The sequence below is a fragment of the Metabacillus sp. B2-18 genome (assembly GCF_021117275.1).
Classification (GTDB): domain Bacteria; phylum Bacillota; class Bacilli; order Bacillales; family Bacillaceae; genus Metabacillus.
Genome location: NZ_CP088246.1, coordinates 150,254 through 163,652, shown reverse-complemented (window position 1 = coordinate 163,652; position 13,399 = coordinate 150,254). Strand labels below are relative to the sequence as shown.

Annotated in this window: 9 protein-coding genes; 3 read left to right on the top strand and 6 right to left on the bottom strand. The window is 34.3% G+C overall.

Features of this window, described 5'->3' with window-relative positions; genetic code table 11:
- The first annotated feature begins 61 nt into the window (after positions 1–61).
- Both LPC09_RS26355 and LPC09_RS26350 read left to right on the top strand, forming a co-directional pair.
- The gene (locus LPC09_RS26355) at positions 62–763 is read left to right on the top strand and encodes a Na+/H+ antiporter NhaC family protein (RefSeq protein ID WP_098797087.1); all 702 of its coding nucleotides are present in this window, start codon (positions 62–64) and stop codon (positions 761–763) included.
- Positions 718–984, top strand: a complete 267-nt coding sequence (locus LPC09_RS26350) for a Na+/H+ antiporter NhaC family protein (protein WP_176551056.1) — start codon at positions 718–720, stop codon at positions 982–984. The genes LPC09_RS26355 and LPC09_RS26350 overlap by 46 nt, the downstream gene beginning before the upstream one ends.
- Before the next feature lie 324 nt (positions 985–1,308).
- Here LPC09_RS26350 and LPC09_RS26345 read toward each other — a convergent pair whose 3' ends face one another.
- The 5 genes from LPC09_RS26345 to LPC09_RS26325 form a co-directional block, all read right to left on the bottom strand.
- Positions 1,309–2,379, bottom strand: a complete 1,071-nt coding sequence (locus LPC09_RS26345) for a PIN/TRAM domain-containing protein (RefSeq protein ID WP_098797085.1) — start codon at positions 2,377–2,379, stop codon at positions 1,309–1,311.
- A gap of 248 nt (positions 2,380–2,627) precedes the next feature.
- Positions 2,628–3,425, bottom strand: a complete 798-nt coding sequence (locus LPC09_RS26340; protein ID WP_098797084.1) for an RnfABCDGE type electron transport complex subunit D — start codon at positions 3,423–3,425, stop codon at positions 2,628–2,630.
- Entirely contained in the window at positions 3,422–4,015 is a 594-nt protein-coding gene (locus LPC09_RS26335; protein ID WP_098797083.1) for a peroxiredoxin family protein, read from the bottom strand. The genes LPC09_RS26340 and LPC09_RS26335 overlap by 4 nt, the downstream gene beginning before the upstream one ends.
- Before the next feature lie 1,428 nt (positions 4,016–5,443).
- Positions 5,444–6,337 carry an Abi family protein gene (locus tag LPC09_RS26330; RefSeq protein WP_098797082.1) on the bottom strand — a complete coding sequence of 298 codons (894 nt, stop codon included), beginning with the start codon at positions 6,335–6,337 and terminating at the stop codon, positions 5,444–5,446.
- Between the two features lie 183 nt (positions 6,338–6,520).
- Positions 6,521–10,009 (bottom strand): PKD domain-containing protein, encoded by a 3,489-nt coding sequence (locus LPC09_RS26325; protein ID WP_098797081.1) that lies wholly within the window; start codon positions 10,007–10,009, stop codon positions 6,521–6,523.
- A 282-nt stretch (positions 10,010–10,291) separates the two neighbouring features.
- On the opposite strand from LPC09_RS26325, the gene LPC09_RS26320 reads away from it, so the two are divergent.
- A protein-coding gene (locus tag LPC09_RS26320; protein WP_231307522.1) for an IS3 family transposase occupies positions 10,292–11,412 on the top strand; the annotation gives its coding sequence in 2 pieces (ribosomal slippage) (positions 10,292–10,574 and positions 10,574–11,412; 1,122 coding nt in all).
- A gap of 11 nt (positions 11,413–11,423) precedes the next feature.
- On the opposite strand, the gene LPC09_RS26315 is transcribed toward LPC09_RS26320, so the two are convergent.
- Positions 11,424–13,388: an Ig-like domain-containing protein gene (locus tag LPC09_RS26315; protein WP_231309856.1), complete on the bottom strand. Its 1,965-nt coding sequence runs from the start codon at positions 13,386–13,388 to the stop codon at positions 11,424–11,426.
- Positions 13,389–13,399: the final 11 nt, after the last annotated feature.

Genomic DNA, 13,399 nt, shown 5'->3' with positions numbered 1-13,399 from the left:
GCTACTGCTTCCTATCACATTTATTGATTGTGGATTTCGCGTTGTTGCAACTGGTTCTATCATGAAGCCGCTAGCTGATCGTTTTTCAGTTTCACGTCAAAGATTAGCCTACATGTTAAATAATTCTGCTAGTCCAGTCATTGTATTTACTCCGGTTGCGACTACTTATATTGGCTACATTATTGGAGTAATAAGAATAGGAATGGGTGCGGCTGGAATAGAAGGTTCAGCTATGCAACTCTTTTTGTCCAGTTTACCCTTTCAATTTTTTAGTTTTACATCGGTTACAATTGCCTTGTTATCTGTGTTTATAGGCTGGAATTTTGGAAGCATGCAGGAATTAATTCAATCTACCCAAGGTTCAAAAAAGGGAACTACCTTCAAACAACCTGCACATGCTATGGAAATGTCTGAAGAACTTGGAAATACAGATAAGGCGGGTACAGCCAAAGACCAAATGGGTGTGACCACAAAAGGAAAGATGGAAGAAATGGATATGGATATGGGCTTAGGCAAGCCTGCTTTGAAACCAAGACTGTTTAATCTTTTAGTCCCTATCCTGATGCTAATTCCTTTAAGCTTTTTCCTCATGTGGTGGAAGGATCTCGGTTTAACCGACCTTATTCGAACAACTTTAGGCGGAACACTAACACCAGTATGGGTTCCTGTTCTTATTTTTATCGTTTCAGGAGCTGTTACTTATTTTATAGGGTCGTCTTGGGGAGCACGGGCGTTAATGTTGCCCCAATTGCAATCCCTTTAGCTGTAACAACTGGAGGGAGTGTTCCTCTTGCTGTAGCTGCTGTTTTTTCAGGAGAGACTTTTGGAGATGTCACTTCTCCCGTATCCGGTATGACTGCAATGTCTGCGGGCGCCGCACAGGCAGACCATATGAAATACGTTAAGGCAATGACTCCCTACAATATATTAGCGGCAGTATTAGCTGCAGGATTGTTTTTAATAATTCCTTATTTTATTTCTTAAGAATAGGGGGGAAAGATTAAAATGGATGAATTACTGTATATTATTGCTTTAGTGGTTGCGATAGGTGAAGCATTTACTTTTTTAATTATGGAAAATCAAAGCAAATAGGGTTTGCTCGCATTATGCGAAAACAAGATATAAGGAAAAAGAAGGAATAAACCGTAGGTGCTATTATGATGGAATCTATAAGAAAACTTTCTCTTAGTAGAGATTTTCAAACCCGATACTTCAAAATGGCGAAGGATTATTAATTCCTCGCCATTTTATAGGGTGCATTCAATTCATTACAAGTATGAATAACTCAAAAGTTTAAAAGTGAAACCCTTAAATTATTGGTTTAGCAAAAATCATTCTTCCTGCTGAGGTTTGTAAAATCCTAGTTACCAAGACATCAATATATTCACCTAAATAATCCCTTCCTTGTTCTACCACAATCATTGTACCATCGTCTAAATAGGCAATTGCTTGTTTATCATCTTTTCCGTCTTTGATTACTTGGACATTGATTTTCTCTCCTGGTAAGACAACTGGTTTTAAAGCTTCAGCTAGGTCATTGATGCTTAAAACCTTAACATCATGTAAATTACATATTTTGTTCAAATTTGTGTCATTTGTAACGACACTACCGTTTAGTAACTTTGCAATCTCCACAAACTTATCTACTTCCTGTATCCCATTGAAGTCACCTTCATAAATTTCAACTTTTATATCCGGCTCTTTTTGGATCTTATTCAAAGTGTCAAGACTTCTTCTTCCACGATTTCTTTTTATAACATCAGAAGAATCTGCTATATGTTGTACTTCTTCTAAAACAAATTGTGGGATTAATAATGTCCCCTCTAAAAAACCCGTTTTGCATATTTCTTCAATTCGACCATCTAAGATTACACTTGTATCTAGAATTTTTAATTTACTTTCAAGTTCCTTTACACTTTCCAGATTTACTTTCGTATTTTTAGCTTCACCTTGATTCGAAATAGATAAAAATAAATTTACAAGGTCATTTCTTTTCTTAGACCCTACTTGATATCCTAAATATCCAAACAAAATAGTAAGAGATATTGGAAAAACTGTATTAACTAACTCTATACTCATTGCCTTCAAGGGACTCGTAATTAAGAATGCTACAACTAATCCTAAAATAAGACCGAAGCTTCCAAATAAAACATTCGTTATGGGTACCTTTAATAGTTTTTCCTCCATCCAATGTATCATGTTAAGACCCGAATTAATCAACCAAAATATCGTAAAGAATAATATAATAAATCCTATTAAATAACTCATCCATAAGGGCATTATCCCACCTGTCATAGCGGTTATGAGATCCGGAATAAGAAATATCCCAATTGTTCCACCCACAACAATAATAAATAATTTAAAAATCCTTTTTAACATTATTTCACCTTCTTTATGACTTCAATGAAATGTTCCTGTTATTTAAAGAATGGCACATACCCTTCTTCAGCCTTCATATCTCATTTCTTAAAGTTTATTTTACCTTTATGGAACGATCGTATCCTTTACAGACTAGATTGTGTTTTATTAATCAGGAAAATTAGAACTAGTTATTTCTTGCTAATAAAAACCCCATTTAAAACTTACTTAAAAGTTCAAAATGGGGATGAGAGTTATTCGGATATTTACTATGTTGCCAAATGTTCTCTTGTTTTCACTTTTATTCTTTCTTGCCAAATTTTAAATAATATTCTTGCCAAGCAAATGATAAATAGACTTACGAATAATGCCCCATGAATTTGCATTTGGATCATCGCTTGCCCAAGAATTGCAATAAGAACTCCAAAAAGCATCTGTCCTTTAACACTTTTTGGCGATGTTTTTGGATCAGTGATCATAAAGAATGTAAAGATTAATAGTCCACCCCACATAAACTCATTAAAAATAGAAGTAAATGTTTTGTCCCAAATAATCATTCGAACAATTCCTGCTAAGAAAAACATACCTAGAAAAGAAACAATTGTTGAAAACCTCTTAACTTTATACACCATATAAGTACCAGCGGTTGCAATTATAAATAATAGTGCCCAAAAAAATCCCCATTGTAGCGGCGCGGTTGCGACAGTAATTGGGAAAGCAAATGAAATAACTACAATACCGATGTTGGAAGGGTTAAATATGTGACTGCCCTTATATTTCAGAAAATGCTTTGAGGTTATAGCAACGAATATTGTTAATACAAATGGAACAATTGAATCAGCACGCAATAATAACCCTGTACTTAACCCAGTAATTATTGCACTATATGGGGCAACTATTTTTTTTGTTTTTGCATAAGTAAATAAAATCTCTAACACAACACTTGTTAAAATGGCTGCGATGATCTGTATTGTTGTTACTCTAAATTCTAAATAATTTAATCCAATCCACGAAAATATAGATAAAATAATAATTTGGGATATTCTTGGATCACGACCAAATTTCATAGATTTTCCAACTCATTTAATATCGACTTAAGAGGAACATACATATCATCCACCGATATTTCTTTCCACTTTACACTCCCATCTTTATCAATAACAAAAACAGAATGAGTATCTACTGGGCCCATGTCCATTCCTCCTGGTACATTATAAACACCATACTTATCTCCTAATTGGTGGTTTGGGTCATACATGATTGGGATTTTTATATCTTTTTCATCTGCAACCTCTTGCGAATATTTCAATGGGTCAGTAACAGCAGCAACTACAACTGCATTTAGTTTTTCAAATTTATCAAGGTTATTGTTAAGTTCTTCAAGTTGATCAATACAGGCCTGACAATTGTTTCCTTCATAAAAATAAAGAACAACATTTTTATCTTTAAAATCCTTTAGGGCAATGTCACCTTGAGTTGATTGAAGTTTAAATTCTGGTGCCTTTGTGCCTGGCTGTAATCCGCTTGTGTTTTTTTCCTTTTCATTTAACATTTGTATTAAAAATAACAGAATGAATATAAGGACTATAAAACCAATAACGAAGAAAATCCCCTTATTTTTACCTTTTACTCGGCTTTTATTAATATTATTTATCATTGTATTCTTTTACTCCCTTTCATAGATTACAAAGTAAACTTTATATTTAAAGTTATCGATTTAGTGAAATAAACTAAAAGGTGTATGACAATTAATGCATGTATAGCTGCGATATTCAAAGATATACTGCTAAAACATGCATTTAAATGACACATATACTAGGTTGTCTTCCCCTACTTTTAAAACTAGGACAATAGTAAGTATAATGTAGAATTTTGAAGGAATTGTGAAGTATAACAAATAAATTTAAATATTTATAATTTGGATCCTTTGTTTGTCTGGGAATGTATATTTTTTATAACTTTGACTGTTTTATATTTAGCTTTTATCGGACTCAATTCTGAAATAAGAAAGTGATGAAATTGACTTAAAAAGAACCTATCTTTTTATAACAGACACTATTTTATCAGAGAATAGAAAAGGAGGTATTAGCAGGAGATACCTTCTAGTATGTATAGCGGAAGTATTTTACCTTATGGATTTAGTTTTCTAATAAATCAAGAAGAGGTATGGATATGCAGAATTATTTAGGGGTGTTTACAAGTTAGTACATAAAGTAAATATCCATTTTCTTTATCTTTATATTCATGTACGATATGTTTTCAGAACGTAAAATGTACCTACCATAGATTTAACTTTGGCTATCCATTGATGAAAAGTTCGATACGATATGAATACATTTATGACTATTGAGATAATCGATGCTACAATAATTGGTTAAAGTGTTCCAGTAAAGAAAGCGCTGTGAAGTATTTGCAGAAATTTTAAATTATGATGAACTGCTGGAAGTTAAAGTAACAAAACTAATGGAAGAAACAACACTTTCTAAATTTATTCATCTTGTAGAAATAGCTCAAATAGAAGGAACAACATCTTATGTGTTTGTAGATTAATCATAAATTACTATACACACACTATAATAATCTTGGATCTATAAATGTACTGTCTATATCCCTTACTATTTAGTGATGAACGGAAGGAATCGGTTAATTGATCAATAACGTCTTCCTTGGTTTAAAATTATCCTAACAAAATTCCTTGGAATTAACGGATTACTCATTTGTTACCTTGTTTCCTTTTTCTTAATGATAGCTATTGAAAGAAAAGGTTCTTAACATAAAAAAACCGCTGTTGTCGTTCAAAACGACAGCGGTTTCTTATGTGGTTATTGGTGTGGTTTACTACCAAATTTTCAAGGAGATACAGTATTTGTACTTCCCTGTTTGCACCTTAAAACGGAACCCGTTAACGCTGGTTGAGACTTTTTTATAATAATTTCTTTGATAAAGGGATTTTTCATTCTTTCCAGAAGATCCATTGATTTATCAGGTTATTATAAAGTCTATTCAGCATTGTTTATGAAAATGTTAATTTGCTATTAATATCTTATATTGGGACATAATAAAATATGGTAAGTTTGTACATTTTTCATTCTTGATGTATTAAGTTCTCTTTCCAATTAGTAGGAAAACCAATATGAAGGAAGTCTATGTTTTCATCGTACTCCAAGATTAATGCCTCTAAATCAATTATAAATCTCCGACTCTCTTCTCTTGTTAGTAATCTTTGAATAATGTAAATAGCAGCATATATTTTCTGATTATTAAACCTTTTTAAATCTTCTTTAAATAAACGTGGTCTAAACGTCAGCTTCTTATTATAAAGTCGTCCATAATGCGCACAAACATTTCGTACATTTGAGAGTGTTTGTAACCAACTCTCTAAATATAGATAAGGGATATTATAGTATACTTTAGCTATATGCCTTTTTAAGTCTTCATTTAAATTACGATAAAGCTTAGAAATATAACCAAATGATGTAACTTCTATAGCTGCCCATATAGGAATATTACCATTATATTTTTTAAAATGGTGCTCAATAAAGAGCTCACCTTTGCGACTTCTACTTATTAGATTTTCTAATTCATCTAAGGATTCTTTATGATATTTTTCTTTAATGAAATTCTCTTTATCTTTATACCCAAGTGGACCAAATTTATGAGCAATCTCATATGAAATATGAGTGCGAAAAGATATTTCTATTGTTTCTAGAACTCCTAATAGTAAAAGGCGTAATCTTCGATCAAATTCATATAACGAAGTTAATTTTTCAAACGTTGAGTTTTCTGTATAGTGTTCCTTACATAAAGGATCTTTGAATGTTATTGCATATGCGCTTAACCTGTAGTAATTAACTCTTTGTAAATATTTTTCAGCGAATTCTGAATTTTCTATATGTAAGTTTCTCTTTTGGAAAATTTCTACTTGCTCTCTATATGTAGTAGGTGGTTTAATTTTCATATAATCGTTATCAGAATTCACAGAAATAACCCCTTAAATACAAAATGACCCACCTTGGTCCGCATTGTTAAGAGGCGTGGTGGGTTCTGTTACCTTTATATTAATACTTATTAAAATTATAGTCAAGGTATCTATATTATCTAAGTTGGAGAGTAATCGTTCTAAAGAGATCTATAGGAGTTAGGTTGCTTTCTGCCCTTTTAATTATTTAGCTCTATGAAACTTAAATGCATCGTATATAGATTGGTTAATCATTACTAAGTAGTTTGCATCTGCTTGAACGTAGGGTGAATTTACAGGGTGCATGGAAGAAAAGTTAAATAAATACTCGCCATTAGGAATGTATTTAAAGTTATCCTGCCACAATTCCGCTCTCCAAACATATTTCGTTGAACTCGTGGAAACTAGATTAAAACTTGCGGAAGGAATTTCTACTTTACCTATATCTACCCCTAAATCAATTGATCCCCATACATACGCAGCTGGTGTACTTGTTAACTCAATAACAAACTTTTCACCCGCTTTAAACATATTAATATCAGGATTAAACCCTTCAGCAGCCCATCTATTTCTCCATTCATCTGTATGAGTAACAAATGCTTGAAGCTTTGCAATGTTAACTTCTATAGTTTTCGTAATAGTATCCGTATCTCCGTCGTTATCAGTAACTTTAAGAGTAACTTCATACTGGCTAGAAGTAGCAATAAACTCTGGATACTTTTCAGTACTGCTGCTCGTTGCTCCAATAGTTGGTGCTATGCTCCATTCATAAGAAACAATCGTACCATCGACATCATATGAGCCTTCTGGATTTAATTTAACATTGTCTCCTAAAAACAACTTAAATGGCTCCCAAATATATTCAGCGACAGGCGGTTTATTAGGTGCTTTAGGTTTAACCAAAATGGTATGAACAGCAGGTATTATTGATTTTAGACCATCATTGTCAATTACATTTAGAGTTACCTCATATTCACCAACCTGTGCATTCATTATCTTAGGATTCATTAATGTAGAGGTTGTAACAATTCCATTAGGAGCTTTTATTGACCAATCATACCCCTCTATAGTTCCGTCTAAGTCATAACTATAAGAAGGATCAAGTGTAATCGTGTCTTCTTCTGTTGGTTGTAGTGGCTCCCAAGCAAATTCAGCAAACGGCGCTTCTGGTCCCTGTATCATTTCCACTTCAATTGTATAATCATCAGATAAAGATTGTAGCGGGAATGGCGGGTCATCAAATACCGTTTGTGTAATTCTATACTTGCCTATACCACCAAATTGCTCTAAATCTGTTGGTGGCACACCAGTATTCCAAGATTCAATAACGTTCCCATTCTCGTCAATTTGTTCCACTAACCAACTGTAGTTTATTAGAGGATCACCATTAGGATCGTAACTCTGATCTTCGTATGTGAGAAGTTTCCCTTTTTCAACTGGGTTAGGGCTTAAAGTAAATAACGAAACTGGCGGATCATTATCACGGATTACTTTTATATTACGTTCATATAATTCTGAAGTTAATGAAGCCCCAACTTTAGGAATATCATCAACAGTTAAACCAATAACATACTCTCCAATCGGCAATCCCATCTCTTCAAAACTTTCTGGCCAAGAAGTTAAATTCTTAAGTACTGTTTGATCGCCTTGTTTACGCACAGTAATTTGATAGTTTGTAAGAGGGTCATCGTTTGGATCATAACTTAAATCTATAAAGTTTAACTTTTCACTTCTTGTTACTATATCCTGTACTTCAAATAAAGCAACAGGTGGTAAATTTTCATTTTTCGTGCTAATTCTCTTTGTTATTGAATCACTTGCACCATCTATATCAGTTACAGTCAATGTTACGTCATAGAATTTGTCAACTTGTACGTTAGCTGGTGGCTTACCTTCGTATTCCACACCGTCAAGATAATAACTCCATTCATATTCCGCAATTCCTTTATCGTCTCGATTAGTTTTAAAATCGATATCATATGAAGGTGAAGGATCTAATGTGAGTTTAAAATTATCACTCTGGTCTACTGTAAAATTAAACAATGCTGTAGGACGTCTATGAACATTAACTGTGTATTCCCTTACTATGCTCTCATCTGACCACTTACGGAAATTATAGAATCGTGAATCTTTAAAGTGAATTGGGTCATCCATTGCACGTAATTGAATTTTATATGTCCCTACTGCTGGTAGTTGCATAGGATTGTTAATCCATAGACCGTTTTGTGCAATAGGACCTGAAGGTTGATTATCAATTACCCTTCCGTTTACTTTAGTTGGATCATGTTCAAATTTCCACTCTCGTTTTAATTCTGGATCATTTTCATGATCTTCATAAGTGACGGTATAATCAACTTTATCACCAAGAACAATAGTTTTATTAACTCCGTCCTCTTTGTGAGCATAGTTACTAATAAAGTAATCTTCAATCTCCTGAACATGCTTTTCAGCAGCAGTGCTATCATACACAGTGAACTGCCCAAGCTTTGAACCATTGGTCATAACCTTCTCAAAGTTTACTCGATTATCATTATTTGCAGTGTTCCATAAGTATATGGAATTGTTTTTCATTGCAGAAATAACACTACTAAACTTTGAGGTATTGTTAGTCCATGACCAATTCCTTTTATCATAGCGGATATAATAACTATCAGCTCCCGCTCTATAAGAGGCATTTGAAATAGCCTCACTATAATCGGTTGTATCAATAAAAGGTTTTTGCGAACCACTTGTTGTAAAGTTCTGTATCTCATACGCGGATCGCGGAACATCTTTTCGAATATTATATGTCCTTGAAACGGTATTCACTCGACTATACCTATCCGTAGAAGAAGTCCTAAAAGCATCTTGTGATAGTGGTGGAAGTCCTTTCTCTTCCCTTCTTGCATCTGATTCTGTTCTATCAGCATAAGTATGATTGACAAAAGTCTTACTCCAAGAGGTACATGATAGATAACCACAAGATGGTAATGTACTTGTATAGGAATCCCAGTTAGGACACCAGTAGGTTCCAGTCGAGAATGAACAAGTAAAAGTGTACGATTCATTTTGCGTGTTATCAGTTGTCGAAGTAATGTACCAGCCAGAAGGTGGAGAATAATTAGGACTAGCTGATGTTACAGTATCATAATAGCTATCTGTCCAATAAGTCGTACCCCAGTTAGGGTAATTAATGTTATATGTTCCATCCGGATCTGGTCTATTCTCATAAGAGTTATCAATAACAACTCGTGCATCTATCCCCTTAGTTATAAGGTTTACTTCTAAATCTCCCGCAAGAGCTGTTAATTTATTTTTCTCAGCACTATCAATATCATAACTATAATCATAAGCTTCCCATGTTCTTGTTTCGACATAATTTGTTCGATAATACCGATCTTGAGAACCATAATTCGTATGATTTGTCTGCATTGTTGCGGTATCAAGACCAGCAAAATTTAAGTAAATATCAACTTTATTATGTTTGGTTATACCAAAATCAACAACAGGCGGAGCATTATCTACAGTTACTGCCTTATCATTTTGAGGGATATTAAAATTCTCTACTTTATGATACTGATCAATACTCTGTAATGGTACTGGAAGTGTAGGTTCCGTATCGTCTCTTAAGTAGTGTTCCGCTAATATGAATTCAGGGATCGTTGGTTGATTAAAACTTTCCACGACTTCTAAATTAAAACGGTAGTTCCCCACTCGATCTGTTTCATAGTAAACGACTGGCTCATTTGCATCTGAGATAACCTGCTTGGGTGTATCTCTTTTAGTTCCAAAAAGTCCATCGTTATTACTATCATATTCTATATACCATATGCGTTGTGCAATAGTATCATCATCTATTGAATACGAGCTATCCGTTAACTTAACCTTAGCAATTCCAGTTTCATCACGAAGTACTTTCTGAATCGGCTACACTTAACTAGACAGAAAAATTAAGGTCAAGTAGACTACAGATAATATTATCGAGGAGAATCTACAATGACTAAAAGAGAACGCCGAACATTTACTGAGGAATTTAAACAACAGATTGTGCAGCTTTACAACAGCGGCAAACCTAGAAAAGAGATTATTCAAGAATATGATCTTACTCCTTCGTCTTTAGATAAATGGGTGAGTCAGAATCAAACTTCTGGTTCTTTCAAGGAAAAAGACAATTTAACACCGGAACAAAAGGAACTAGCTGAGCTTAGAAAGCGAAATAAGCAATTAGAAATGGAGAATGACATTTTAAAGCAAGCCGCGCTGATACTAGGACGAAAGTAAATGTGATTAAGAATAACCAGCACAAATACTCGATATCAGCAATGTGCAAGGTCCTACAAATACCTAGAAGTACTTATTATTATGAAGCAAAAGAACGTCAGGCTGAAGACGACATCACTTCAGATATTATTGAGATTTTTCATGAGAGTTTCCAAAATTACGGGACTCGTAAAATCAAAAAGGAACTAGCTAAGCGTGGAAAGGTTGTGTCTAGACGTCGAATCGGACGAATAATGAAAGAACAAGGCCTGGTGTCTTCATATACTCTAGCGCAATTCAAGCCACATGCCAGTGGGACAAACGAATCGGAACAGAAAAATGAGCTTGATCGTCAGTTTACACAAGACGAAGCATTATCAGTCGTAGTAAGTGATTTAACATATGTGAGAGTCAATAAAAAATGGCAATACATATGTATATTTGTTGATCTTTTTAACCGTGAAATTATTGGATATAGTATCGGTCGTCATAAAAATGCTTTATTAGTTTATCGTGCGTTAGCGTCAATCAAAACAGATTTACGTAAGATTAAGCTGTTTCATACAGATCGAGGAAGTGAGTTTAAGAATAAGCTCATTGACGAGGCATTAGCGACTTTTAATATCCAGCGATCGCTAAGCATGAAAGGATGCCCATATGATAATGCAGTAGCAGAAGCTACATTTAAAATCATTAAAACTGAGTTTGTCAAGGGACGTCATTTTGATAGTCTTGAAGAATTAGAGAACGAACTACAACAGTATATCCATTGGTTTAATCACAAACGAATCCATGGAACATTAGGCTATCTTAGCCCAATTGAATTTAAACTTGGACACCTTAAAAATGTTGTCTAGTTTAGTGTTGACTATCCATTCTTTCCCTCTACTGTAAATTGAGCAATCGGTTTAAGGTCAGGAGCTACAGTGAACTTTTTGGTTACTGGCTCACTTGTCTCACCTAAATTATTTGTTACTGTAACTGTAGCTTCATATTCTCCAGGTTTTCTTACTAAGATTTCTCTTTTGGAATAATCACTAGATACTTTTACCTTAATGTCATCCTGTGTTATTCCTTCAGTTATAGGTGTAATTGTCCAGTTGGTCTGACTATAGTCAATCGGAGCAACATGAACAGGACTTTTTGAATCTGAATTCGTTGCGTCTAAAACTATTTTACGATTTACTTTGAGACTTCCGTAAACTGATAGATCAGCTGTTGGAGTAGTTGGTAAAATTTTAAAACTCTTACTTACATCAGAAGAAGCCCCGTCATCATCTGTAACAGTTAAATGTGCAACATGGTTTTCTGGAACAGTTACCCTTGGGTACTTCACATGTAAAGAACTTGGTTTTCCATCAACTAGTAGATTAGTAGAAACAATCGTTCCATCAGGATCATAACTTGAATCTGTCATTTCAACAGTTTCAATCCAATAATATTCCTTTAACACTTCAAGTGAAGCAATCGGCGGCTTATTCTCATATTCAATAATAAGCTCTGTTACATCAAGGATTGCTGTGTCAGTTTTACCATCGTAAGTTGCAGTTATTGTAACTTGTCCTTCTTCAATCCCAATAGCCTTACCAGTAGAATCAATACTCGCTATTGATGTATTACTACTACTATAGCTTGAAGTGCTTGTTACATCTAACCTTGAACCATCTGCCTTAATGTATTCAACCTTATAACTCTGATTTTCACCGACCATGATTGCACTATACTCAGGTGTTAATTCAATTGTTCCTGGATCAGCGGGTATTACTGAGTCATCATCAACGACAGTCAACAGCCCTCTGTCTACTAGCTCTTTACCACTCACAGGATCTTCAAAGGTAGCAATAATTCCTGTTACACCTTCTTCATATCCTGTCGCTAGTCCTGTAAAATCAATTTCTGCAATATCCGTTTTTGATGAAACAAGTTCCGTTAGTGTTGTAATATCTACTTTATGCCCGGTATTTAGATAGCCATATACTTTGAACTGTTGAGTGTCACCGACTTTAATTGTGGCTTTACTCGGTACAAGTTCTATTTTTACATATCTAGGAGGTAAAACATCGAATTTCATTTGTAAAAAGTAATCAGTATTGCGATTCTCAAAACGCGCACCTTGCCAGTTGTAATATTCATATTTTTTATAACTTCCACTTGGCGTTCCCCATGTCTTACTGTAATATGTCCAATCTGAAAGACTCATATTATTCATGTAAGGGTCGTTTCCTGGTGTGTAAGTAAATGCATTGCACCGTCCAAAATAAGTTCCGTTCCTCAACTCACTCTCGGTCGGTACTTTTCCATACTTAGAATCTTCAAGTGAAAATTTGTTACAGTCTAAGACAGACACAGGATACGTCCTATAACTATGGACTGGAAAAACCAAGGCTTCAGTTGGAGTTGCATATTGATTCTTTTTCTTTTCCCTATCAATAATTTCTTGCATTTTTTTCCGAACAGCTGCCTCATTTTCTCCTGCAATTGAAATAGGATCAGTTACATACTGGCTCGAATTAGTTTTTCGAAATTGCATATGCTTGTCAGCAACAGTAGAACGGTGTAATATCCCGTTTTCTTTAATACTTGTATATGACCAAGGATTAAGGTTACCAGTTTTCTCAAACCATTGAGGATGTCTCCCGCTACTCGGGACACTCCCTGCTGGTTCAACTAGCAACCTTTCAAGTGGAACATTACTAGCTTTTATATTTGCAGGTACGCTTTCTACTGCTGATACAGGTAAAGCGAATGAAAAAAGGTTAGGTGGCAACATAGAAAGGAGAATAACTAAAATCAACAATACTTGAAACATTTTACTATGTCTCAATTTTCTCATAGAGCCACCAC

Coding starts and splice junctions, on each gene's coding strand:
- LPC09_RS26355 (WP_098797087.1), top strand. CDS start 62: ATGAAGCCGCTAGCTGATCGTTTTTCAGTTTCACGTCAAAGATTAGCC.
- LPC09_RS26345 (WP_098797085.1), bottom strand. CDS start 2,379: ATGTTAAAAAGGATTTTTAAATTATTTATTATTGTTGTGGGTGGAACA.
- LPC09_RS26340 (WP_098797084.1), bottom strand. CDS start 3,425: ATGAAATTTGGTCGTGATCCAAGAATATCCCAAATTATTATTTTATCT.
- LPC09_RS26335 (WP_098797083.1), bottom strand. CDS start 4,015: ATGATAAATAATATTAATAAAAGCCGAGTAAAAGGTAAAAATAAGGGG.
- LPC09_RS26315 (WP_231309856.1), bottom strand. CDS start 13,388: ATGAGAAAATTGAGACATAGTAAAATGTTTCAAGTATTGTTGATTTTA.